Source organism: Thiohalocapsa halophila (assembly GCF_016583825.1).
Lineage (GTDB): Bacteria > Pseudomonadota > Gammaproteobacteria > Chromatiales > Chromatiaceae > Thiohalocapsa > Thiohalocapsa halophila.
The window spans coordinates 77,554-99,900 of the sequence record NZ_NRRV01000012.1 but is presented as its reverse complement, the minus strand read 5'-3'; the positions used below and the strand labels follow the sequence as shown (position 1 = coordinate 99,900).

The 22,347-nt window shown below is 65.3% G+C and carries 23 protein-coding genes and 1 pseudogene; 7 read left to right on the top strand and 17 right to left on the bottom strand.

Annotation, left to right across the window (positions count from 1 at the left end):
* The 6 genes and pseudogenes from CKO31_RS07330 to ubiT all read left to right on the top strand — a co-directional run.
* Positions 1 to 185 (top strand): hypothetical protein (locus tag CKO31_RS07330; RefSeq protein WP_200235459.1); only part of this gene is annotated, 185 nt, incomplete at its 5' end.
* Positions 186 to 302: 117 nt separating this feature from the next.
* Positions 303 to 593: a UPF0175 family protein gene (locus CKO31_RS07325; RefSeq protein ID WP_200235457.1), complete on the top strand. Its 291-nt coding sequence runs from the start codon at positions 303 to 305 to the stop codon at positions 591 to 593.
* Positions 547 to 858: a PIN domain-containing protein gene (locus CKO31_RS27930; protein WP_498370611.1), complete on the top strand. Its 312-nt coding sequence runs from the start codon at positions 547 to 549 to the stop codon at positions 856 to 858. Before CKO31_RS07325 ends, CKO31_RS27930 begins: the two co-directional genes overlap by 47 nt.
* Positions 859 to 1,173: 315 nt before the next feature.
* Positions 1,174 to 1,321 (top strand): annotated as a pseudogene (locus CKO31_RS27180) (helicase-related protein); the annotation flags it as partial.
* Between the two features lie 674 nt (positions 1,322 to 1,995).
* Entirely contained in the window at positions 1,996 to 2,589 is a 594-nt protein-coding gene (gene idi / locus CKO31_RS07315) for an isopentenyl-diphosphate Delta-isomerase (RefSeq protein WP_200235453.1), read from the top strand.
* A gap of 194 nt (positions 2,590 to 2,783) precedes the next feature.
* Positions 2,784 to 3,278: a ubiquinone anaerobic biosynthesis accessory factor UbiT gene (gene ubiT, locus CKO31_RS07310; protein ID WP_200235451.1), complete on the top strand. Its 495-nt coding sequence runs from the start codon at positions 2,784 to 2,786 to the stop codon at positions 3,276 to 3,278.
* A gap of 87 nt (positions 3,279 to 3,365) precedes the next feature.
* Here ubiT and CKO31_RS07305 read toward each other — a convergent pair whose 3' ends face one another.
* Both CKO31_RS07305 and CKO31_RS07300 read right to left on the bottom strand, forming a co-directional pair.
* Positions 3,366 to 4,925, bottom strand: coding sequence for a transposase (locus CKO31_RS07305; protein ID WP_200235449.1), 1,560 nt, complete (start codon positions 4,923 to 4,925; stop codon positions 3,366 to 3,368).
* A 155-nt stretch (positions 4,926 to 5,080) separates the two neighbouring features.
* Positions 5,081 to 5,809: a lipocalin family protein gene (locus CKO31_RS07300; RefSeq protein ID WP_200235447.1), complete on the bottom strand. Its 729-nt coding sequence runs from the start codon at positions 5,807 to 5,809 to the stop codon at positions 5,081 to 5,083.
* A gap of 303 nt (positions 5,810 to 6,112) precedes the next feature.
* On the opposite strand from CKO31_RS07300, the gene CKO31_RS07295 reads away from it, so the two are divergent.
* A complete protein-coding gene (locus CKO31_RS07295) occupies positions 6,113 to 7,180 on the top strand; it encodes a 3-deoxy-7-phosphoheptulonate synthase (protein WP_200235445.1) in 1,068 nt (355 codons plus the stop codon).
* A gap of 99 nt (positions 7,181 to 7,279) precedes the next feature.
* On the opposite strand, the gene CKO31_RS07290 is transcribed toward CKO31_RS07295, so the two are convergent.
* The 15 genes from CKO31_RS07290 to dsrA all read right to left on the bottom strand — a co-directional run bounded on the left by CKO31_RS07290 (position 7,280) and on the right by dsrA (position 22,058).
* Positions 7,280 to 8,407 (bottom strand): sulfur reduction protein DsrS, encoded by a 1,128-nt coding sequence (locus CKO31_RS07290; protein ID WP_200235443.1) that lies wholly within the window; start codon positions 8,405 to 8,407, stop codon positions 7,280 to 7,282.
* 176 nt (positions 8,408 to 8,583) lie between these two features.
* The gene (locus CKO31_RS07285) at positions 8,584 to 8,901 is read right to left on the bottom strand and encodes a HesB/IscA family protein (protein ID WP_200235441.1); all 318 of its coding nucleotides are present in this window, start codon (positions 8,899 to 8,901) and stop codon (positions 8,584 to 8,586) included.
* Between the two features lie 125 nt (positions 8,902 to 9,026).
* Complete coding sequence (locus CKO31_RS07280; protein WP_200235439.1) at positions 9,027 to 10,403, bottom strand: cobyrinic acid a,c-diamide synthase CobB; 1,377 nt, start codon at positions 10,401 to 10,403, stop codon at positions 9,027 to 9,029.
* A 99-nt stretch (positions 10,404 to 10,502) separates the two neighbouring features.
* Entirely contained in the window at positions 10,503 to 11,729 is a 1,227-nt protein-coding gene (gene nrfD, locus CKO31_RS07275) for an NrfD/PsrC family molybdoenzyme membrane anchor subunit (protein ID WP_200235437.1), read from the bottom strand.
* Positions 11,730 to 11,813: 84 nt separating this feature from the next.
* Entirely contained in the window at positions 11,814 to 12,620 is an 807-nt protein-coding gene (gene dsrO, locus CKO31_RS07270) for a sulfate reduction electron transfer complex DsrMKJOP subunit DsrO (protein WP_200235435.1), read from the bottom strand.
* A complete protein-coding gene (locus CKO31_RS07265; RefSeq protein WP_322789106.1) occupies positions 12,617 to 13,066 on the bottom strand; it encodes a sulfur reduction protein DsrJ in 450 nt (149 codons plus the stop codon). Before CKO31_RS07265 ends, dsrO begins: the two co-directional genes overlap by 4 nt.
* A gap of 146 nt (positions 13,067 to 13,212) precedes the next feature.
* The gene (locus tag CKO31_RS07260) at positions 13,213 to 15,174 is read right to left on the bottom strand and encodes an NAD(P)-binding protein (protein WP_200235433.1); all 1,962 of its coding nucleotides are present in this window, start codon (positions 15,172 to 15,174) and stop codon (positions 13,213 to 13,215) included.
* A 139-nt stretch (positions 15,175 to 15,313) separates the two neighbouring features.
* A complete protein-coding gene (gene dsrK, locus CKO31_RS07255) occupies positions 15,314 to 16,849 on the bottom strand; it encodes a sulfate reduction electron transfer complex DsrMKJOP subunit DsrK (RefSeq protein WP_200235431.1) in 1,536 nt (511 codons plus the stop codon).
* 139 nt (positions 16,850 to 16,988) lie between these two features.
* Entirely contained in the window at positions 16,989 to 17,723 is a 735-nt protein-coding gene (locus CKO31_RS07250) for a respiratory nitrate reductase subunit gamma (RefSeq protein WP_200235429.1), read from the bottom strand.
* A gap of 202 nt (positions 17,724 to 17,925) precedes the next feature.
* A complete protein-coding gene (locus CKO31_RS07245; RefSeq protein WP_200235427.1) occupies positions 17,926 to 18,258 on the bottom strand; it encodes a TusE/DsrC/DsvC family sulfur relay protein in 333 nt (110 codons plus the stop codon).
* A gap of 28 nt (positions 18,259 to 18,286) precedes the next feature.
* The gene (gene tusB / locus CKO31_RS07240; protein WP_200235425.1) at positions 18,287 to 18,595 is read right to left on the bottom strand and encodes a sulfurtransferase complex subunit TusB; all 309 of its coding nucleotides are present in this window, start codon (positions 18,593 to 18,595) and stop codon (positions 18,287 to 18,289) included.
* A gap of 25 nt (positions 18,596 to 18,620) precedes the next feature.
* Complete coding sequence (tusC, locus tag CKO31_RS07235) at positions 18,621 to 19,031, bottom strand: sulfurtransferase complex subunit TusC (RefSeq protein ID WP_200235423.1); 411 nt, start codon at positions 19,029 to 19,031, stop codon at positions 18,621 to 18,623.
* Between the two features lie 30 nt (positions 19,032 to 19,061).
* Complete coding sequence (gene tusD / locus CKO31_RS07230) at positions 19,062 to 19,454, bottom strand: sulfurtransferase complex subunit TusD (protein WP_200235421.1); 393 nt, start codon at positions 19,452 to 19,454, stop codon at positions 19,062 to 19,064.
* Positions 19,455 to 19,603: 149 nt separating this feature from the next.
* Entirely contained in the window at positions 19,604 to 20,677 is a 1,074-nt protein-coding gene (gene dsrB, locus CKO31_RS07225) for a dissimilatory-type sulfite reductase subunit beta (protein WP_200235419.1), read from the bottom strand.
* Between the two features lie 124 nt (positions 20,678 to 20,801).
* Positions 20,802 to 22,058, bottom strand: coding sequence for a dissimilatory-type sulfite reductase subunit alpha (gene dsrA / locus CKO31_RS07220; RefSeq protein WP_200235417.1), 1,257 nt, complete (start codon positions 22,056 to 22,058; stop codon positions 20,802 to 20,804).
* Between the last annotated feature and the right edge of the window lie 289 nt (positions 22,059 to 22,347).

Sequence of the window (22,347 nt, the reverse complement as noted above, 5' to 3'; positions counted from 1 at the left end):
AAAAGCTCGAAGCCGGCCCCAAGGGCGGGCGCATCGTCTTCGGCGAGCAGCCGAACATCGACCACATGCGGCTTATCAAGCTCGTGCAATCGCGCCCGAAGGACTACAAGCTGGATCAGGCCGCCGGGGCGCTGCGGTTTACCATGGACATGGCAGAGCCTGCCAAGCAAATCGCGCAGGAGTAGACGGTCGTCGGCAAGCCGGCGGGGTGAGCGAACCCTGCCGATCGACCCGGCTCTTGCCCCGGAGTGCCGGAAGGGCGAGCATAATCATCCAGGCACAAGACCACCGCGACCGCCGCCATGAACCTGACGCTGAACATCCCGGACCCGCTGCTGAGGCGACTCGAAGCCGTCTGCGACGACGTGCCCCGTGCCGTACTCGAGGGCTTCGCCGCCGAGGCCTATCGGACCGGCACCTTGTCCCGCGCCGAGGTCGGCCTGCTTCTGGCGCACGAGTCCACCTGGGAAACCGAAGACTTTCTCTCAACCCAGGCCGCATGGCCGGCCCCAACCTTCGACGAACTCGCAGAGGACCTGTCCGCGCATCGAGTCCGCCCCGCTGCTCGCCGTTCCCGGGCTGCAACGCCTTGATCGCGGCGAGTCCGCTGCAATCCGTCTCGGCCTGCACCGCAAAGCCGACCTGCTGCTGATCGACGAGCGCGTCGGGCGGGGCGTCGCGGCGCGCGCTGGACTCCGGATCAGCGGAACCCTGGGCGTGCTCGCCGACGCCGCCGAGCGCGGCTGGCTCGACTTCGACCTGCAAGTCCAGCGCCTGCTGGCCGAGACCAACTTTCGCGCCTCACCGGAAGTCATCGCGGCAGTTGGGCGCCTTCTGCGGAGGCACGCTCCCCGATAAGTCGCTAGGGTGGAACGAGAGCAGCGATGCCACCTGCTCTGCTATTCGCCCACCTGGTATTACCCTACAGAGATGAACGCAATGAACGAGTCAAAGGGCATGTGTCCGTTTGCAGTGCCCTTGGACCCGAACGGGAGGCAGACGGCTACTCCGAACAGCCCTCCATTCGCCGAGCCATAGTCTCTATCTCGGTTTGAGCGGGACGTTGGCTCACGAGCATGAGTCCGAGCCCGTATTTCCACCCCTCTCGGGCGATCCGTCGGACGGCCATCTGCGCGGTGGCGTATTCGGCCTCGCCCCGGTCCGGGACGTACGATGGTGCCGAGCGCACGGGTGGAGTACGCCCACGGCCAGATGCGAGCAGAAGGACCTGGAGCGCCTCATGCGGGACTTCTACCACCGGCGCTTCAACGTGCTTGTGTGCACCACCATGGTCGAGTCCGGCATCGAGGTGCCGACTGCCGGAGCCTACTGAGGACCTCTTCGCCGTCACCGCGCTCAAGCTCAAGGTGCAGCCGCTCGGAGTCAAAAAGCTCGAGGCCGACCCCGAGGGCCGGCGCACCGTCTCCTAGGCTTTCAGCCGGGCGCAGCCACCGGGTGATGTCCGATGGTCTGCGCCGTCTGTGTCTAGACGGCTCCCACGGTTGGCGACGATGAGACGGCTCCGCCAGTTATGTGTACTGACAGGCCGCTGATGCCTAGCGCTGTCAGTATTCTTTACAGTCCTGTTGCAAAGGCCTCGCTGATAAGGCCATCCCGCCCGCTGGCGGCGCCAGGCGGCAAACTCCGAACAATATGCAAAACAAAGGTTTGTATGCACACCCATGGGCATGGACAGTTACGCCAGCCAGGCGTTGGCCCAAACCTTGCCTATTAGAAGATCCGGTCGGGCTCTAGCCTGCCAGCCATGGGCGCATTCGCAAAGGCCGCGAGTCTGCACCGGGCTTGCTGGCCGCAGCGCATTGCGCAGAACGTGTATATCGCCAAGATAGTTGCGTATCGTCAAGTTCAATTGACGCCGCTTGTGTCAATCTTTCTTGTCGGCCTGGGCTAGCGTGGCGGTTTGCGCCACCGAACGCGACAGCAGTCCGCACGCCGACGCACCGCTGAGCGGTCCAAACGGGCAGGAGATCGCACTTGAACAAGCACAAGACCGTATCCTTCGATAACGAGCCGCTGATCCTCGTGGACGGCGAAGACAACGTCACTGGCTACGAGACCAAGGTCAATGCCCATCTCGGAGACGGCCTGCTGCACCGCGCCTTCTCGATCTTCCTGTTCACGGAGAACGACGAGGTGCTGCTCCAGCAGCGCAGCGGCACCAAGCCGCTCTGGCCCCTGTATTGGTCAAACAGCTGCTGCAGCCATCCGCGCCGTGGCGAGAGCTACGAGCAAGCCGTGCACCGCCGGCTGCGCGAGGAGCTTGCCGTCGACGTGGACCTCAAGTTCCTGTATCGCTTTCAATATCAAGCCATCTTCGGCGACACGGGCGCCGAGCACGAGCTGTGCTCAGTCTTCGTCGGCAAGGTGCCGGCACCGGTGCGTATCGACGTGAATCCGGGTGAGATCGCGGCCTGGCGGTGGATGCCGAGTGTCGAAGTGGATCGGCTGATTCAAGAAGAGCCGGAACGCGTGACCCCCTGGTTCATCATGGAGTGGCGGCGACTGCGCACCGAGTTTTGGCCAGAGATCCATGACCTTCGCGCCCGGGGCTTGATTACCGCCGCTTGAGCGACGCTGCCGGCGCATCACCTCGACCCGAGCATCCCGGAGCCAACGCCTCCGGACAATCGCGCAGCATCCGGCCGGGCAGCACGCAAGCGACGTCAGGGCATCGCGGTGCAGTGCCGCGAAGGCTTCCGGCGCGCTGATCGCCCGAGCGGACGCGGGCGCCAGCGGCCATCCGCCTGCTTAGAATTTGTACCATGTCCGAACGCACAGACGCCTTTCATGCTCCGCGGCTCCCCGCAGTACTGACCCTGCCGCTCGGCCTGATCCCGGCTCGGCTGAACAGTGCCGTGCTCGCACAGATCCTAAACCGAGTCCTCAAGCCAGAGCTTGCGGAGGGGGAGCTCGACTTCCTGGATCATAAGGTCCTGCGCATCAGCGTCGAGGACGCCCGCCTCGATTACCGGCTCACGCTGCGCCAAGGCCGCTTGGAAGCGGCACGACACGGCGCCGCCGCTGATGTCAGCATCGAGGGCAACACCTATGAGCTCCTGCTGCTGGCCACACGCAGGGAGGACCCGGATACGCTGTTCTTCAACCGGCGCCTGCGCCTCGGCGGAGATACCGAGCTCGGGCTCTATGCCAAGAACCTGCTGGACAGCATCGAGCTGGAGGGCCGCGTCGGCCCGCTGCTGGATGTGATGAATCGGGCCACGCAGTTGTTGAGCCGCTTCGGCGTGCAGCAGCGTTGACCCTAAAAAGAGCAGTTGAACCCTTCGGCCGGCGAATTTCGCAGGCCGATGCGGTGCACAGAACGTGATGTCGCAGCCGCCGCCGGCTCAGGGCGGCGCCGGCAGTGGGTCGGGCGGCTGCAGCTGGCGGCCGTGGAGGTACTTGCGCATCGCCCGCGAGAGGATGCGGTACCAGCGCTGGGTCGGCGTCAACTGCTCCGCAGTCAGCCGCAGGCCGTGGAGGAAGGCGGCAAGGTTGCGACAGGCGCGCTCAACCCAGCCGGCCTCGGCATGGTGGTGGCTGATGACCAAGCGGCGCTGGCGGGCATGGTCGATGCGGCGCGCCGGGGCGTTGAGCAACAGCGGGCGCGAGGTGATCGACTCGCTGTGCTTGTCGGGCTCGGCGAGGCGCGCGAAGATGCTCCACCAGTCGTAGACCAGCGCGGTCATACTGGCCATGATCCGGCAGCGCTTGAGGTCGGTGGTGGTGAACCCGCCCCAACCCCACTGATTCTTGAGCTCGTCGAAGTTGTTCTCGCAGTCGGCGCGGTCGCGGTAGAGGCCGGCGATGGTGAGGATCTCGGCGTCGAGCGAGGTCACGAGCACCGCGTACTCGTAGAGGCGCACGTCGTCCTCGACCTCGGTGAAGCTCAGGCGCAGCTGGCCGGACTCGCCACGGTCCTCGATGGCGAGGTCTTTCTTCAGACGCCGACGCAGCACGACGACACGACGCGCGCGGCTCCAGCCCGCGAGGCGCAACTGGGCTTCCGCGCCCTGCCAGCCCTGACCGGCATTGGTCCACTCGGCATCGCGCAACAGCCGCTCCACCAGCGCCTTGGTGCGTTTGGTCATGCGCTGCTTGAACAGGTACGCCAGCCCCGCCTGCTCGCAGCGTTGCATGTTCCCCTCGGTGCCCCAGTCGCGATCCCCGCGCAGCAGCCGCGGCCAGCGCGCCCGGCCGATGCGATCGAGCAGATCCCACAGCCCCGGTGCGCTGAATTTCGAGTGGTGCTGGTTGCCGGGCTGCACCTCCACGTCGAGCACGAGGCGCAGGTGGGCAATCATGTAGGTATGGTAGGTATGCGAGGGCCGTCCGGGCTTATGCGGGTTGTAGCCGAGCACGGCCCCCTCTTGATGCCCATAGATGGGCTTGACGGTGACATCGGCGTCGAGAATCCACGGCTCGGCGAGCAGCGGCTCGGTGACCGCCAGCAGGTGCCGGCGCAACCACGCGAGCGCCGCGTCCTCGTCCATCCGGGCGAAGGTCGCACGCACCGAATCCTCGCTGACCATCTTCTCCATCCCGAGCAGCTCGGCGTTGACTTGATCGCCGCGCAGCGCACTGATGTGCGCATAGCGCCAGTGGCCACAGAGGATCGCCAGCACCGCTGTGCCCAGCACATCGCGCTTGTTCGGCGCGTTGTTGCTGCGCCAGCTGACCGGGCATGTCTCTACCCACTGGTCGAACCGGCCGCTGACCTTCAGGAACTCGGCGAAGAACGGGAGCTGGCCGAGCGGCGTAACCGCCGCCGACGGGTCCCACTCGACATGCACGCGACCACCGAATGTGTCTACAGCAACCGGCCCCTCGGCTGGCACCAGCGCTCGGCAGTCTGATTCGGGCGGCGTCGGCGCCGCACCCGATGGGTGAAGAGAAAGGTCGTTCATGGGCACCTCCTTGCGCAGGGATTTCAGCAAGTTAGGCTGTGCTCAGCAACCCTGAACTGCTGTATCTAGGTTGACGCGTCGGCGGCCGCCCGGAGACCGCCGGGCGACCGAGATGCGGAGCGGGCGAAGCGATCTCCCCGAGCCGCGAGCCGGACTCAGTCCGCTGGGGCAGCGGCCGGCTCGCTGGTCGCTGCATCTGCGCCCGGATCTTGCCGCGTGCGCAGGAGCTCGTCCGCCGGAAAGCCCTTGTCCGCGAACTCCGCGAGCCAGGCCTCGACCTGCTGCTCGCTCGGGCTGCGATCGCGGCTCAGTACCCAGCCGCGCTTACGCGTGGGCTGCCCGACCAGCGCGTACTCGTAGTCGGCGCCGACGCCGATGATCCAATAGTCGTCCCAAAGCACATGCACTCCATAGAGGGTGCGGAAGCTGATCTCTAGGCGCGCATTGGTGCTGCGGTCCACGACCCGCGCAACTCCCTTGGCGGTGCCGATCGTGCCGTCTTGATGGGTGCAGCGGTTGGTGACATAGACCATACCGTCATCGCCGAGCACATAGTCGGCGTGCACGTCCTTCATACAGCGGCGCTGGGTGAAATAGGGCAGCCGGGCGATCTCGTACCAGCGGCCCATGTAGGCGCGCAGGTCTACGTAGCCGGCGGTTGCGGGCGCCATCAAGTGCACCTTGGGCTTACGCAGCCGGGTGCTGACGATAACCTGGGCCTCCCCCTCGTCCGCCGTCGGCTTGTCCTTGGGGGCGGCATAGATCTCCTCGGCCCAAGCATCGAGCTCCCCGGCGCCGCGGCGCCGACGCCCGCGCGGCTTCGGCCGGGCGGTCTTGGGGGGCGAAGGCTGTCCCGGCCCCTGACTGGATCCGTCGTTCTTCATTGCAGTGTTTCAGTCTGACAGCAGGACCAGCGGGCTCGGCCGCGATGAGCAAGGCAGCCGGGCACCCGGTGGCGCGGAATGCACTGCGGCGGCACAGCTGTGCATTCGCCGACAAAAGCCCCCTATTGTACGGTGTCGGCGCAGGCGCAAGCCATGCCTGTGACCGGGTCTTGGCCGAGTCGCGCGCGACCTCTTAGGGCTATGTTCCGTTATACTGATAGGCTTGATCAGCGGCGGCAGCAGCCCGCCGGACGCGCTGCTCAAGCGGCAGCCGTCGTCCCAAACAACCGCGCCCCAGATTCCATGCGCCCCGAAACCGACGACCTCCGCATCCGCGAAATCAAGCAGGTCATTGCACCAAAGGACCTGCACGCCGAGTTCCCCATCACCGACACCGCCGCGGAAACGGTGTTCCACGCGCGCAGCGAAATCCAGCGCATCCTGCACGGCGACGACGACCGGCTGCTGGTGGTGGCGGGGCCCTGCTCCGTGCACGATGCCGACGCGGCGATGGACTATGCCCGGCGCCTGGCAGAGGTCCGCCGGGCGCTGGCGGACCGGCTCATGATCGTGATGCGGGTCTACTTCGAGAAGCCGCGCTCCACCGTCGGCTGGAAGGGGCTCATCAATGACCCCAACCTCGACGGCAGCTTCGAGATCAACAAGGGGCTCGGCCTCGCGCGCAAGCTGCTCCTGGACCTGAACGAGCTTGGCGTCCCCGCGGGCACGGAGTTTCTGGACCTGATCAGCCCGCAGTACATCGCGGACCTAGTGAGCTGGGGCGCCATCGGCGCACGCACCACTGAAAGCCAGGGCCACCGCGAGCTCGCCTCCGGCCTGTCCTGCCCCGTGGGCTTCAAGAACGCCACCGACGGCAGCGTCAAGGTGGCCATCGACGCCATCCACGCCGCCGCGCGCCCGCATGTGTTCATGTCGCTGACCAAGGACGGCCAGTCCGCGATCTTCAACACCCGCGGCAATCTGGACACGCACATCATTCTGCGCGGCGGCAGCCGCCCGAACTACGACACCGAAAGCGTCAACATCGCCGCGGAAGCCATCGAAGAGGCCGGGCTGCGGCCGAAGATCATGATCGACTTCAGCCACGCCAACAGCCGCAAGCAGCACGACAAGCAGCTGCGCGTCTGCGAGGACGTATCCGGACAGATTGCGCGCGGCGACCGGCGCATCATCGGCGCCATGATCGAAAGTCACCTGGTGGCCGGCCGCCAAGACCTGAAGCAGGAGGTGGCCTTGCGCTACGGCCAGAGCATCACCGACGCCTGCATCGGCTGGGACGACACCGTCCCCATGCTGGAAGAGCTCGCCGAGGCCGCCGCCCGCAGACGCGAGCCGAAGCGCCCGCGCTGACCCGACATCCCTCGGCCGCATGGCGCGACATCGCGGCGCAGTTACCGGCTGAGATGCCGAGGCCTCAGCCCTCAGCCCTCAGCCCTCAGCCCTCAGCCCTCAGCCCTCAGCCCTTCGAAGGCTAGCAAGCTGTGCCTGAATGGGGTCCATAATCGGCTGGAGCTTACGCCGCATCAGGCTGCCCAGAGTCGTGGGATCGCGCAGCACCGGACGAATCACCCCATAGCCAACGCCCGAGAGAATGCGCATGGCCGCAACATCGCCCCGCGCCTGCGGGCAAGACGCCAGCAGCGCTTGCACGGCAACTGGGGCGCCATCGCCTGCGGCAAAGGCCCGGGCCTCGGCCTCGAGCTCCGGCAGCGGCAGCTTTGGATCGCCCTCCGGGCGCAGATCTGCAAAATAGTCCCTTAGGCAGTCGAAGGCGGCGGTGACCACGTCCTGGTTCGGCGGTTTCTCGAGCACCGCGGCCACCGTCTTGAGATAGGTCTGGCCGGCCCCCGACAGTGCCCGCAGCAACAGCCTGGCAGCCGGGTTGCCGGCACCGCTCAGCGGTGCCAGCTGATCCGCGAGCACATCGGCATCGGAACGCGGCGCCAGCGGCTGCGGCAGATCGTCCGGCCGCGCCTGCAAAAAGCCCACCAGATAGGCCTGCTTACGCCCGGACTTGGACCAGAGATCGTCCACTTTCGCAGGCTCCAGCAAGCCGGGCTGGAGGATGAGGCGCACCGAGTCCGTCTGCTGATCCGTTTCGGTCTCGAAGGGTAGATAGTCCAGAACGTAATCCGCCAACACCGGACCCATGCCGCTCGCGACGATGTTGGGGTTCTGGAGCATGCGCCGGGCGTTGTCGGCATCCTCCATAGCCCACCACGCGCGGCGCGCGAGCTCTTCGGTCAGACCGGGCGAGCCGACGGCGGCCACCACCGCCTCGGGCTCGCCGAGCATCAGCAGCTGCTCCAGGCTCTCGTCGCGCATCTGGCCCATCCGGGTCCAACGCTTGAGATATACGGGGTAGCCACCGGGCGAGCCGAGGATGTGGCCCGAGATCAGCTCCTTGACGGCGCGCAGATACTGCTCCGGACGGCCGGTCGGATTCAGGTCGACCTTGGCCTCGCCCTTGTCTGACAGCCCGTAGACGATGAGCTTGGATTCGTCGATGCGGATCGCCTTGGGCTTGTTGGCGAGCAGCACGTTGAGGCGGAAGTTGTCTTCGCTCGCAAGCTCCATGATGAAGTTTCGAGGGTCGAGGGTCGACGATGCCGCTGTAAGCGACGCAGCTCGGCTACAGCGGTATCACGAAGTCAATGCGCGAGCAGCAGTGCAGATACTTGCCGAAGGCCCTTGGGACCAGCCCTGATCGCTGGCTGCTCGTAACCCGTTACTCGCTCCTCGCAGCTCGCGCCTCAGCCATCCGATGGCGGCTTGTAGTGCGGGTCCTTCGGATTGAGAAAAATGAAGTGCATCTTGCCGGGCTCCACCTCCGCATAGTCCATGGTGGCCTGATCCAGCAGTGGCACGTCTTCCGGTGACAGCACCAGGTCGACACCCTCACTCTGGAAACGGATGTCGTCCTCCTGGATGGAGTCTTCGAAGCCCATGCGGTATTCGATGGCACCGTCGGGCTTCTGCTCGGCAGCGAGGCGCAGTGACATGCCTTCGGCATTGCCCTGCTTCGCGGCTTTCAGGACTTGTTCGGCCGCAGCCGGCGTCAACTTGAACATGCCTCTCTTCCCAATGCTGTCTGCGGAGCCGGCGAGCGCCACGCCGGCGTAGTCACTTGGCGATCATAACGCGGCGGTCGCTGCGCCGTCGCCCCCACCTGCCGCGCCACCCTGCCCTGCGGCGCTCACTTGAGCGCCCGCACGTGCGCAAGGAAACGGCCCGTCCAGTCGACACCGCCGACATCGCGCAGATGCGCATAGTTGGCGAGCAGATTGCCCAAAACGATCCCGTCGTGGCGGCCGTCGACACCCTGCCCCCGCAGCACCCGATAGCCGTAGATCCAGTCCGGATCCGGGGTGATGACAGCGGAGTGATGGAATTCATGGGCGTGGATCTCCGCGGGCTCCCGCCCGTCGCGGCGCGGCCAAGGAAACGCCTGGGTCTCTGCCAAACGGACATAGCCTCGCCCTTGCGGGCGATCATGCATCGCCACGTCGGCGCGCAGGACCCCGCACATGCGGCAGCAGCGCCCCTGCCAATGCAGCCGCTCGGTCAGATACATGAGTCCGCCGCACTCCGCATAGACGGCGTTGCCGGCCCGGATAAAATCGGCGACCGCAGTCCGCATGGCCGTGTTGGCTTCCAGCTCCTGCATGCGCATCTCCGGAAAGCCGCCGCCGATGAACAGGGCATCCACGTCCGGGAGCTGCGTATCGGCCACCGGACTGAACGGAACCAGCTCGGCGCCGGCGGCGCTCAAGGCCGCGAGATCGTCCGGGTAGTAGAAGCCGAAGGCGTCGTCCCGGGCGATGCCGATGCGCACGGGCTCGGTGCTCGCTGGCAGGGTTCGCGGCGACGGCGGCGGCTCGGGGGGTGTCGCCGCCGTTTCGGCGATGCGCTCCACCGCGGCCAGATCCACGTGCGCGGCAACCTTCTCGGTGATGCGCTCGACGGTGGCCTCCGCGGCCTGCGCCTCGTTGCTGGGCATCAGGCCCAGATGCCGCTCCTCGATGGTGATGTCCGCCAGCCGGGGCACGGCGCCGATGACGGGCAGATCCGTGTAGTACTCAACCACCCGGCGAAGATTGGCCTCATGCCGTGCGCCGCCGACCTTGTTCAGGATGACCCCGCTGATGCGCAGCGCCGGATCGAAAGCGAGATAGCCGAGCAGCAAAGGCGCGATGCCCCGGCCCAGGCCCTGCACGTCCACCACCAGCAGCACGGGCGCCTCGATCAGCTTCGCCAGCTCCGCGTTGCTGTAGGCACCTTGCAGATCGACACTGTCGAACAGCCCGACATTGCCCTCGATGAAGCCGAGATCGGCATCTGCGAGCGCCCTGGTGAACGCTGCCTGGATCTCCTCGGCCGGGGTCGTGTGATAGTCGAGATTCAGACAAGACCGCCCGGCGGCGCGGGACAGCCACAGCGGATCGATGTAGTCCGGCCCCTTCTTGAAGGGCTGCACCTTACGTCCCCGCCGGCACAGCGCACGCGAGAGGCCGATGCTGAGGGTCGTCTTGCCGGAGGACTTGCGGGTGGCAGCGAGATAGATATGCGCCATGTCGCAGGAGGAGAGACGGTCGCGGCGGCCGCTTGAGCGCGGCACGGCGGAAGAAAGGCGGGCGCGTCGGCAGCCAGCGCGCCGCCGACGCCGCCGACGTCAGGCCGGCTCGGCCAAGCCGTCCATTTCCCTGTCGGACAAGGATTCCGGCAGGAACTGCAGCACCCTGATCCCCACAGAGACGATGAGCATGGCAACCGCGACACCGCCGATGCCGAGCAACAGCTCCGGCAAGCTCGGCGTATAGGGCGCGACCGCGCCACCGATGTCACCCGGAGCACCGAAGGCGAGCACGGTCTTGCCCGGGAACATCTCCAGCGGAAAGGCCTGGCTGCCGATGATGACCACATACATTGCGGCCAAGCCGCCGGCGATGACCAGCGCACAAGCCGTCGCGATCCAGTTTCGGTCTTTGCTGAGGCGCGGATGGTAGATGATGCCGAGCGGAAGCAGACCGCCCACGAGCACCCAGCCGCCCCAAAACATCAGGGTGTAGAGACCGCCGTCCAGAAGCAGGAAGGACTCGAAATCGGCATGCTTGGCGCCGTAAAGATTGGTCAGATGGTAGATGAGCGTGAAATAGAGCACAGCCCCCACGAAGAGTCCCAGGAGGTCCTTGAGGCGCTTGAGGATCTTCGGACCGATGGGACGGCCGTCCCACTCGAAGCTGGTCATCAGCACAAGCATGTAGATGGCCAGCCCGTACGCAAAGGACATGACCACGAACATCGGCGCCAGCACGGCAGTGTCATAGGCGGAGCGCCCCACCAGGAAGCCGAAGATGGAGCCCGTACCCGTGGTGAGCGCCAAGCGCCAGAGGAAGGCGAAAATACCGACCGGGCGCTGCAAATAATTGCCCTTGCGCTCGGCCATGGTCCACAGATAGCCGATGGTGATCGCCAGGAAGCCGGTGTACAGGAAGATGTTCCAGGCGAAGATCGAGCTAAAATTGTAGGTGGTCATGGCCACCAGGAGTCGATCCGGGCGTCCGAGGTCGAGCACCAGCACCAGCAAGCCCCCCACCAATAGCCCGGCGGCGAGCAGCCCGGACAGCCGACCCAAGGGCTTGTAGGAGGGTTTATTGAAGACCGTGCCGATGGAGGCGACGTTGAGCGCCCCGGAGGCGGCGACAATCAGGAATACCGCAAAAACATGCGGCAGACCCCAAACCACGGAGTTGGTCATGCCCGTGACCCAGTGCCCCTCGTGCTCCATATACAGCGCAGCGGCGCCGCCGATGGCAATGACAGCGGCCAGGATCGCGAGCAAACCCCAATAACGCTCGGGTTGGATCAGCCATTCGCGGTAGACGATTCTTTTGCTCATCGCTCGGTCTCGATGATTGGGCCGCGGCGGCTAGTGCGCCGCCGCGGGCGGGTCGCGCAGGCGCAGGCGCGGCCCGAGATGGGATCAAATGCCGGCGTAGCGCACACCGGTGTTGAGCTCCAGATCTTCGCGGATCTGGCGGCTCGTCTGCTTGGCCATGGCCTGTCGCACCGGACTGGTGGGGTCCTTCAAATCGCCGAAGACGATGGCATGGTGATTCTCGGCAGCGCAGGCATCGGCGCAGGCGGTGGAGATGTCGCCGGTGTCGAGCCGGTGTGCGCAGAGATTGCAGCTCTCGACGCAGCCCATGCCGCGGGGCGCCCGGGTGAGCTTCTGATCCACCTGCTCGTGGATGAAGGAGCGGGCCTTGTACGGACAGGCCATCATGCAGTACCGACAGCCGATGCAGGTATGGCGGTCCACCATGACGATACCGTCGGCACGCTTGAACGAGGCGCCCGTGGGGCAGACGTCCACGCACGGCGGGTGCTCGCAGTGCTGGCACATCAGGGGCAGATTGGTCACGTGCCCGGTTGCCTGGTCGCGCAGCTTGACCTTGCGAATCCACACGGCCCGCTGGTTTTGCCATTTGGCCTCGTCATCACCATGGGGCTCGGATTGCAGGTTGAGGCCGTTCTCTTGATCACAGGCATCGACACAGGCCGTGCAGCCGTCGGCACATTTGCTGGTGTCGACGAACATACCCCAACGGTGCCGATCGGTGACGGGGTCGGTGCGCGCGGCGGCGTCTGCGTCGCCGGCGGCCGACGATGCCAGTGCGCCCATCGCGAGTGCTCCAGCACCACCTGCGCTCCCGGCCACTGCGCCGGCAGCGGCACCGATAAAACGGCGCCGCTCTCGGTTCACTTCTCGATCGCGTTCTTGGCTCATTGTGCTCTGCTCTCCTGCGCGGCTGCCTTCGCGCCCGACGCCGCCGCTGCTGCGGCCGCAGCATCCGCCTGCTCTTCCACCCCTGGCAGCAGGCTTTCGTGCTCCGTGGCCCTGACCTGATTCCAGGCCTCGCCTTGGGGGACGGTGGCGTGGCAGTCGAAGCAATTCAGCTTCACCGCCGCATAGTCGTGGCATGCAGCGCAAAATTGCCCATCGCCATCGATGCCGACGGGCTTGTGCTGGGCGTCGTACCCGACATGACACTCCACACAGCCAGCCAGGCTGTGCTTGGTGGAGCGAATGCCGCCATAGACAGTCGTATCACGCTGGTGGCGAATGACCTCCATGTGATTGCGGCGCATGTACTCGGTGGGCTCGACGCAGTTCTCGAGGCCAGCGGCCTTGGAGCTGTCGACAACGAAATCGCCGACGCCGGTGGCCTGCACGATCGCGCTCCCCGCGACCAACGCCAAGCTCACCAGGGCCAGGCTCGTGACCCGGCACATGCCCGACGTGAATTGCTTGTATCTCATCGCACTACTCCGGCCCCGGCGACGCCCAAGCGCCGCAGGGGCCTGCCGTTGCATCCAGCCTATTCACCGAGGCCCATCTTGATGTAGCCCGTCGGACAGACGTCCGCGCAGATATGGCAGCCGATGCACTTGGCATAATCGGTGTCCACATAGCGGCCGGTGGTCCGCTGATCCTTGTTGACGCGGAACACCGCGTCCTGCGGACAGAAGATGACGCAGTTGTCGCACTCGAAGCACATGCCGCAGCTCATGCAGCGCTTGGCCTCGTTGACGGCGTCCTCTTCGCTGTAGCCGATGACGCGCTCCTTGAAGTGGCCGAGCACCTCTTCGGCGCTGGGGACCTCTTCCTTGCGCAGCACCCGCGGCGTATAGGGGAAATGTGCGAGGAACAGCTCGTCGTGCGGGATCACCTCGGCGCTGGCGCGGTCCTCGTAGTTGTGGATCGCATAACCGGCATCGGAGGTGCCGCGCAGATCGCCGGACTCGTCGACCTTGAACTCGCTGGGGGCGAGGTGGGCCTCGGTCATCTTCTCCAGCAGGTTGAAGTGGTGCACGTCCACCTTCGGGCGCTTCTTGTGCTCCGCCTGCTTCAGGTACTCCTCGATGGACTCCACGGCGATCCACGCCTGGCCGATGGCGGTGGTCAGCAGGTGTGGGCGGATGATGTCGCCGGCGACGAAGTGCCCCGGGCGGTCCGGCACCTGATAGAACTTGTCGGAATTCATCAGGCCGCGGCCGTTGTCGAAGTCCTCCAAGCCGGTCAGCTCGCCGCCCTGGCCGATGGCGGAGACCACCAGATCGGCATCGAGGACGCGCTCGGTGCCCTCCACCGGCGTCGGGCGCCCGTCCTTCATCTCGCAGTCGGCGACCTTGAGGCCGATGGCTCGACCCGCGTCGCTCTTGATGACCTCCACCGGCATGACGCCGTCGAGGATGGTCACGCCCTCGTGCAGGGCGTCGTGCACCTCGTGCTCGGCGGCGGTCATCTTCTCGCGCTGGAACAGCGACGTCAGCGTCACCTCGGCGCCTTCCGCGGCCGCGGTCATGGCGGTATCGTGGGCGACATAGCCGTCGTGGATCACCGTCTCCGGCAGGTCGCGGTTGCCGGACTTGGTGATGTGGCCGAGGCGGCGCGCAACCGAGACCACGTCGATGGAGGTATCACCGCCGCCGACGCAGACAACCTTGTCGGCGGTGACCTTCATGCGGCCCTCGTTGAAGGCCTTCAGGAAGGCGACGCCGGAGACACAGTTCGGGGTGCCCTCCCAGCCCGGCACCGGCAGGCCGCGACCGGACTGACAGCCGATGGCCCAAAGCACGGCGTCGTAATTCTGCTCCAGCTCTTCGACCGTGATATCCACGCCGACGCGGCTGTTCAGCTTCACCTCGATCTTGCCCATGTCGAGGATGCGGTTGATCTCGGAGTCCAGCGCGTCCCGCGGCACGCGGTAGCCCGGGATGCCGTAGCGGAACATGCCGCCGAGGTCGCCGTTGGCCTCGAAGATAGTAGCCGCATGGCCCTTGCGCCGCAGCTGGTAGGCCGCTGCGAGGCCGGCCGGGCCGCCGCCGATGACGGCGATATTCCGGCCCGTGTCGTGCTCGGCCGGATAGAACTTGTAGCCCTGGGCGGTGGCATTGTCGCCGATGAACTGCTCGACGGCGTTGATGCCGACGTAATCCTCGACCTCGTTGCGGTTACAGCCGTCCTGGCAAGGCGCCGGGCAGACGCGCCCCATCATGGACGGGAAGGGATTGGCGTCCGTGGAGCGACGGAAGGCGTACTCCTGCCAGGTCATACCCTCGGGCGGCTGCTCCAGCCCGCGCACGATCTGCAGCCAGCCGCGAATGTCCTCGCCGGAGGGACAGCTGCCCTGGCACGGCGGCGTCTTGTGCACATAGGTCGGGCACTTGTGGGACGTATCCTGAACGAAGATCTGCTCGGTCAGGTCATCCCAGACGTTGTCGCCGTCCTCGAACCGGCGCCAGGAAAGCTTGTTCATTTCATCGCTGGAAGTTGCCATGGGTAACGCTCCTTACGCTGCAAGCTGTCGCGCTCGCTTCTCGATGAGGTCTGGTCGACACGGCGTCGGCCGGGACCATGTTCTAGACGAGTCGTCCGACGTCTGACGACGCGGCGTGCACAACCCGTAGTGGCTGCCGTCACGCGGCTTCGTCGGCGGCCTCCACGTCGTCTTCGTCGGTGGTCTGGCCCGTGAGGACCAACGCATTGGACACGAGCTGGTGCACGCTCACGATCTGGTCCATGTCCATGCCGTAGTACGGCAGCACCTTGGTGAACTGGCTCTTGCAGATGGCGCAGATCGCGGCCATGTGCGTCACGCCCTTCTCTTGGATGACGTTGTTCAACGCCTCCACACGCGGCTGGGCGCCTTTGACGCGCACTTCCATCAGATCGTCGGTCAGCAGACCCCCGCCGCCGCCGCAGCAGAAGGTGCGGTCGCGGATGGTGTCCTCGTCCATGTCGTAGAAGTTGTTGCAAGACGCGCGGATGATCGCGCGGGGAATGTCGAACTGACCGCCGGGGCGATCGCCCATGCGCGAAGCGCGTGAGACGTTGCACGAGTCGTGGTACGTCAGCACCATGTCGTCGTTGCGACTCTTGTCGAGATTCAGCTTGCCGCGCTGGATGAGGTCATAGGTAAGCTCGCAGATGTGCTGCGGGATCGGGTAGCGCTGATCCAGAAAGTCCCAAGGCCCCGCCAGGGTATTCAGGAAGCTGTAGGCGACCCGCCAGGCATGGCCGCACTCGCCGAAGACGATACGCTTGACACCCAGCTTGATGGCGGCCTCGCGAATGCGCAGGGCCACCCGGCGCATATTCTCGTAGGAGCCGATGAACATGCCGAAGTTGGCCGCCTCGGAGGCATAGCTGCTCAGCGTCCAGGACAGCCCGGCCTCGTGGAAGACCTTGCCATAGCCGATGAGGCCGTCCACGTGCGGCTCGGCGAAGAAGTCCGCCGACGGCGTGATGAGCAGGACCTCGGCACCCTCCTTGTCCAGCGGATACTTCACCTCGACGCCGGTCTCGTCATAGACGTCCTCTTCGAGGCCTTCCAGCGTATCCTCCAGCGCAGGCCCGGGCAGCCCCAGGTTGTTGCCGATCTTGTAGACCTTGCCGATGATCTCGTTGCAATACTTCTGGCCGACGCCGATGTGATCCATGATCTCGCGCGCGGCCATGGAGATCTCGGCGGTGTCGATGCCGTAGGGACAGAACACCGAGCAGCGCCGGCACTGGGAGCACTGGTGGAAGTAGCTGTACCAGTCCGCGAGCACTTCCTCGGTGAAGTCCTCGGCGCCGACCAGCTTCGGAAAGTACTTGCCCGCGAGCGTGAAGTACCGGCGATACACCTTGCGCATCAGGTCCTGGCGACCGACGGGCATGTTCTTGGGGTCGTGCGTGCCCAGGTAGTAATGGCACTTGTCGGTGCAGGAGCCGCACTTGACGCAAGAGTCCAAGTACACCCGCAGCGAGCGGTAGCGCCCGAGCAGCTCGCCCATCTTGTCGATGGCCTGGTCCTGCCAGTCATCCACCAGCGCACCCGGAAAGCCCAAGGGCGACTGGAACTCCTCCTTGGATTTGTACGGCGAGGCGTGGGCCATGATGCCCGGCTCGATCTCCGGGATCTCCGGATACTGTTTCAGGACGGGAACTTCGAAGTCGGCCTTGGCCATGGTTTCTGTCTCTCCGAAAGCTGGTCTTGTGCCCGTGCCTCTCGCCTGGGGGCGGGCCGCGCCTGGTCAGGCGCTCGCGGCCGCAGGTTGCTGCGTGCGAGCTGGCAGCGACGGCGGGCGGCGGTGCCGTGGCGCGTGTCTATTGCTGTTGCTCCAACCGACGTGCCCAGCCGGCGACGTGTCGGCGCTCCCGGGGGTTGTCCACTTGGTTGCGCGAGGGGCTGAAGAAGAGCCCCGGCATATGCAGGAGCTTGCTGTAAGGGAAGATGATCATGAGCCCGGCCACCAACAGCAGGTGCAGCAGTAGCAGGGGATCCGCCGGCAGCGTCATCACCTGCCCGACGTAGAGGCCCTGGAAGAACTCCTTCACCCGAATCACGTCGGTATGCGCGAGGAACTGCATTGCGAGCCCGGACAGGCCGATGGTGATCAGCAGCGCCAAGATCAGGTGGTCCGACAGCGAGGTGATGTAGCGCACGCGGTCGACCAAGAAGCGTCTCGCCCACAGCCCGGCGAGGCCGACGACCATCGCAATACCGCCGTAGATGCCAAAGGGCTGGATGAACTGAATCGGCGCCCACACCGGATCGATGAAGTAGCGCAGGTGGCGCAGCGTCACGAGAAAGAGCCCGAAGTGGAATATCCAGCCGAAGATCCAAATCCACTTGTTACCGCGAAACAGGCTCTCGAAGAAGACCACTTCGCGCGTGAGTCGGAAGACGACGCCGGAGCGGGTCGTCGGCGCTGGCGTGGTGGGGATCTTCAGCGGCGCCGGCGCGCGGGCGTACTGAACGACCTTGGCCGCCAGCCCGGCCACCAACACGAACGCCGCGAAGTAGAACAAATAGGCGTAGATCGTGGAGAGGAAGGACATGACGACGGTGCCTCGATGGTGACTTCGTTATTCGTGGCCAAGCGCGCGCCGCCGCTGCACAGGCGCGCGGTTGCCTCGGCTGACTCTCGGGAGCCGTCGGTCCGACTCGCGCCGGACCGTCGGCGCCGGGCGATGGGGCTGCCGCCGACGGCCAACGCCGACGTCGGCAGCAAGCTAGACCGGCGTGTGCGACAGGCGCGCGTCAGACGCAGCCGGTCGGCTTGGGCAGGCCGGCGTAGCGGCAAGCCTGCTTCGCCGGACCATAGGGGAACAGCCCGTAGAGGTACTTGCTGTTGCCCTTGTCCTTGCCGAACTTCTTGCCGACGGCCTTGGTGAGCACACGAACCGCCGGCGCGATCTGGTACTCCTCGTAGTACTCGCGCAGGTAGTTGATGATGTCCCAGTGCTCATCGGTGAGGTCCAGGTCGTCTTCCTTGGCCATCACCTCGGCGACGCCGGGCTCCCAGTCGTTGATGTTGGCGAGGTAGCCCTCTTCGTCGGTGTCGAAGGACTTGCCGTTGACTTCGATAGGCATATCGATGCTCCTGTATGGGTTGGTGGAATTACAGCCAGGCCTGGACCTTGTCGTTCTCCGCGGCCAAGTCCACGAAGCCCGCGTAGTCCACGACATTGATGCCGTCGATAACACGCTCTTCGGACAGCCCGCGCGCCAGCAGATCCGGGCCCAGCACGAACAGCTTGACGGAATCGAGCGCTTCTTTCACGCGCTGCTCGACGGCCGTGCCCTTGGTGGCCGCGTAGACGCCATCCTCGAGGAGCAGCACGTTGGCGCCGCCGCTGACGTGGGTCAAGCAGGCGTCCAGGGACGACTTCTCGAACGGTGATTTGTTGACGGTATGCAGAGTGCTCATCGTTGTCCTCGCTCGGTCTTAGTCGTCAGAAGCTGAAGACGACATCGGCCCCGTCCATGACGGCGGTCATCTCTTCGCGCGAGACGAGCTTGATGGAGTCCTTCTCCGCCCAGTCGTCGTCCTCGTCCTCCCACACCAGGTGCTGGAGGTCGTCCAGGCTCAGGCCGCGCTCCGCCAGGGACTCTTTCTCGACGTAGATCTTCTTGACCTCGTAGTCGCCAAGGGCGGCGTAGGTTGCAGAGAAATTCTTCATGCCGACACCGGCGGTATCTTGGCCCTTGGTCAGCTGATACACACCGTCGTCCATGAAGGCGAGGCTCACGTCCTGATCGAACGCGGCACCGATGAGCACGACCTCCAGGGACTCCCAGGCGTAGATCGTCCCGTAGGGCGCCTTACGGTTGAGATAGAGAAATTGCTTGATGGTTTCCGACATGTGATCCCCCACTTGGGCTCGATCGCGGGCTCAGTCGCCGAAGACGACCAGGCGATCCGATTGAATGGCCGCCTCGACCAGCTGGCCGAGACCGGAGATGCGAAAACGCGGGTCGATGTTGGTCGCGTCCTTGCCGTTGCGCTGCATCTCGCCCTCGTCGACCATGCCGCGGCGCTGCGCGGCCGCGACACAGACCACCATGTCGAGATCGTGCTGCTCGGCCAGCTCGGCCCAGCGTGCGACGACGTTGCGGTCGTCCTGCGGCGGGGTGGTCAGGCGCGAGGCGTTGTTGACACCATCGTGGTAGAAGAAAACGCGGAAGACCTCATGCCCCTTCTCCAGTGCCGCCTTCGTGAAGAAGTAGGCGGAGTCGGAAGCCTGGTGCTGATACGGTCCTTCGTTGATTTGAATTGCGAATTTCATGGAGACCTCGGGCTGGGGATCTCAAGCTGGGGATCTCGGGCTGGCCAACGTCGGGTCGCTGCGCCCGGCCGGCGCCGACCAAGTCGGCAGCCAGCCGGAGACCGGCGGCCGGGCCCTTCAGCCAACGGCCGCCGCTGTTGGCAGCACACTCAGAAGCGGATGTAGGACGAACTGTTGAAGCTCGCCCGCGCGCCGCGCCAGGTATCGATGTGGTACTTGGTGAACGGCAGCTCCACTTCCTCGAAGAAGCGCGGCCAGCCGATGCGCTCGATCCACTCGTTGATGCGCTCCCAGTCCCGCGCGCCTTCCTTGTAGGCCTTCAGGATGCGCTTGACGATGGCGGTCGCCTCGGGCCAGCGCGGCGGGTTGTTGGGGATGCCGGCGGCGACCAGCTTCTGGAAGGTCGGCTTGCCGCGGGCATTGGAGTGGTTGCCGCCGACCCAAATGGCGAGCTTGGTGTGCTCGGCATCGTTGATCTGCATCGGCGGGCAGGGCGGATAGCAGGCGCCGCAGCAGATGCACTTGCGCTCATCCACCTCCAGCGAGGGCTTGCCGTTGACCATGGCCGGGCGGATGGCGGCCACCGGGCAGCGGGCGACGACGGACGGACGCTCGCAGACGTTGGCGACCAGATCGTGATTGATCTTCGGCGGCTTGGTGTGCTGAACGTTGATGGCGATGTCACCCTGGCCGCCGCAGTTGATCTGGCAGCAGCTGGTGGTGATGTGCACGCGGTTCGGCATGTTGGCGTTGCGGAACTCGTCGATGAGCTCGTCCATCATCGCCTTGACCACACCCGAGGCGTCGGTGCCGGGGATGTCGCAGTGCAGCCAGCCCTGGGTGTGCGAGATCATGGTCACCGAGTTCTGGGTGCCGCCGACGATGAAGCCGGCGTCTTCCAGGGCGTCGATCAGCGGCTGAACGCGCGACTCCTCGGTCACCATGTACTCGATGTTCGAGCGCAGGGTGAAGTGGACATAGCCGTCGGCGTACTGATCACCGATGTCGCAGAGCTTGCGCAGCGTGAAGACGTCGAGGATGCGCTGGGTGCCGGCCTTGACGGTCCAGACCTCGTCGCCGCTGTAAGCGACGTGGCGCAGCACGCCGGGGCGCGGATGGTCGTGCCACTTCCACTGGCCGAAATTCTTGCGCATCACGGGATGCATGTACTGCCACGGATCGGGGCAGCCGGATTCGATGGGCTCGCGCATGTCTTTGGCCATCGATGGTCCTCCAGTAAATCAGAAAACAGTTAGGTGCTGATCGATTCAGGCGAGGATCAGCGGCGCGCGGCGTGGCTCATTGCGAGCGCAGCGCCGCGCGCCGATTTTCCCGCACGAGCACGCGTTAGCCGGCGGCCTTCTCGGCCTGCTTCTCGAACCACTCCTCGGCCGCCTCGTCCCAGCCATCCAGACGGACGTAGGAGGACTCACGCGGGTGGGCGAGCATGTTCGGGTCGGCGTCGACGCCGACCCCGTCGAGGAAGTTGGCAAGCCCGATGCGCTCGATCATCTCACCGCAGCGCTCGTGCTCGAGGCCGTTCTCGGCCCAGAAGTCGATGATGTTCTCGGCGAGTTCGACCATCTCCTCGTAGTCTTCCTCGGTCTCGAGCTTCTTGAAGGGCACGATGACGGTGCCCATCAGGTCGCCGATCTTCAGCGTGCGCTTGCCACCGATGAGGATGGTCACACCCTTGTCGTCGCCCGGATGGAGCGCCTTCGGCATGACATTCAGGCAGTGCATGCAGCGCACACAGTCGCGGTTGTTGACGTTCAGGGTGTCGTCGTCGTTCAGCGACAGCGCCTGGGTCGGGCAGCGAGTGATGACGTTGTCGATGATGTACTGGCGGCCCTTGGCCTTGACGTAGGCCTTTACCTCTTCCTGGTCCACCTTCATGTCATCGCGCCAGGTGCCGAGCACCGCGAAGTCCGAGCGCTCGATGGCGTTCTGGCAGTCGTTGGCGCAGCCGGAGACCTTGAACTTGAACTTGTAGGGCAGGGCCGGGCGGTGCACGTCGTCGGTGAAGTTGTTCACCAGCATGCGGTGCGCCTTCAGCTCATTGGTGCACGACATCTCACAGCGCGCGGCGCCGACACAGGACATGGCGGTGCGCACGCAGGGGCCGGCACCGCCCAGATCCCAACCGTAGTCGTTGATCTCGTCGAAGAAGTGCTGGGTCGCCTTGGTGTCGGCGCCGATGAACATGATGTTGCCGGTCTGGCCGTGGAAAGTCACCAGTCCGGAGCCGTGCTTCTCCCAGCTGTCGGCGAGCTGGCGCAGCATGCCGGTGGTGTAGTGGTTACCCGCCGGCGGCTGCACACGCAGGGTGTGGAATTCCTTGGACTTGGGGAAGGCCTGAGAGACCTCCGAGAAGCGCGGGATGATGCCGCCACCGTAGCCGTAGACGGAAACCGTGCCGCCCTTCCAGTAGCCCTTGCGGGTCTCGTAGGAGTGCTCCAGCTGACCGAGCAGGTCGTTCGTGATCTCGTTGATGCGGCCGTCGCCGTGCTCGTCACGAAGGCGCTTGATGCCGGAGATGAAGCTCGGCCAGGGGCCGTCCTCCAGCTGATCGAGCATCGGGGTCTGGTGCTTGTCGATCGCCATGTCGCTGAATCTCCCGTTAAGGTCAGTTCGAACTGATCAGGTCAAACCAATCAGAGCTATTGGGCTCGGCGGCTGACAGCGCGCGCCGCCGAGCCGGTACTGGGATGAGCCGATACTGGGGTCTTGGTGCGCCCTCGCCGCCGCGGCCGGTACCCGAGGCGTCAGCCGGCGGGAGGGCTGCATCTCAAGACGCACTATAACCAGGCAGCGCGGTTGCAAACACTCCACGTTCGGGGTGGGGGTGGCTGCTGCGGCTATCCCTTTGGGGATAGTTGACCGACGCACTTTT

Coding starts and splice junctions, on each gene's coding strand:
- CKO31_RS07325 (WP_200235457.1), top strand. CDS start 303: ATGAACCTGACGCTGAACATCCCGGACCCGCTGCTGAGGCGACTCGAA.
- ubiT (WP_200235451.1), top strand. CDS start 2,784: ATGTCCGAACGCACAGACGCCTTTCATGCTCCGCGGCTCCCCGCAGTA.
- CKO31_RS07305 (WP_200235449.1), bottom strand. CDS start 4,925: ATGAACGACCTTTCTCTTCACCCATCGGGTGCGGCGCCGACGCCGCCC.
- CKO31_RS07300 (WP_200235447.1), bottom strand. CDS start 5,809: ATGAAGAACGACGGATCCAGTCAGGGGCCGGGACAGCCTTCGCCCCCC.
- CKO31_RS07295 (WP_200235445.1), top strand. CDS start 6,113: ATGCGCCCCGAAACCGACGACCTCCGCATCCGCGAAATCAAGCAGGTC.
- CKO31_RS07290 (WP_200235443.1), bottom strand. CDS start 8,407: ATGGAGCTTGCGAGCGAAGACAACTTCCGCCTCAACGTGCTGCTCGCC.
- CKO31_RS07285 (WP_200235441.1), bottom strand. CDS start 8,901: ATGTTCAAGTTGACGCCGGCTGCGGCCGAACAAGTCCTGAAAGCCGCG.
- CKO31_RS07280 (WP_200235439.1), bottom strand. CDS start 10,403: ATGGCGCATATCTATCTCGCTGCCACCCGCAAGTCCTCCGGCAAGACG.
- nrfD (WP_200235437.1), bottom strand. CDS start 11,729: ATGAGCAAAAGAATCGTCTACCGCGAATGGCTGATCCAACCCGAGCGT.
- dsrO (WP_200235435.1), bottom strand. CDS start 12,620: ATGAGCCAAGAACGCGATCGAGAAGTGAACCGAGAGCGGCGCCGTTTT.
- CKO31_RS07260 (WP_200235433.1), bottom strand. CDS start 15,174: ATGGCAACTTCCAGCGATGAAATGAACAAGCTTTCCTGGCGCCGGTTC.
- dsrK (WP_200235431.1), bottom strand. CDS start 16,849: ATGGCCAAGGCCGACTTCGAAGTTCCCGTCCTGAAACAGTATCCGGAG.
- CKO31_RS07250 (WP_200235429.1), bottom strand. CDS start 17,723: ATGTCCTTCCTCTCCACGATCTACGCCTATTTGTTCTACTTCGCGGCG.
- CKO31_RS07245 (WP_200235427.1), bottom strand. CDS start 18,258: ATGCCTATCGAAGTCAACGGCAAGTCCTTCGACACCGACGAAGAGGGC.
- tusB (WP_200235425.1), bottom strand. CDS start 18,595: ATGAGCACTCTGCATACCGTCAACAAATCACCGTTCGAGAAGTCGTCC.
- tusC (WP_200235423.1), bottom strand. CDS start 19,031: ATGTCGGAAACCATCAAGCAATTTCTCTATCTCAACCGTAAGGCGCCC.
- tusD (WP_200235421.1), bottom strand. CDS start 19,454: ATGAAATTCGCAATTCAAATCAACGAAGGACCGTATCAGCACCAGGCT.
- dsrB (WP_200235419.1), bottom strand. CDS start 20,677: ATGGCCAAAGACATGCGCGAGCCCATCGAATCCGGCTGCCCCGATCCG.
- dsrA (WP_200235417.1), bottom strand. CDS start 22,058: ATGGCGATCGACAAGCACCAGACCCCGATGCTCGATCAGCTGGAGGAC.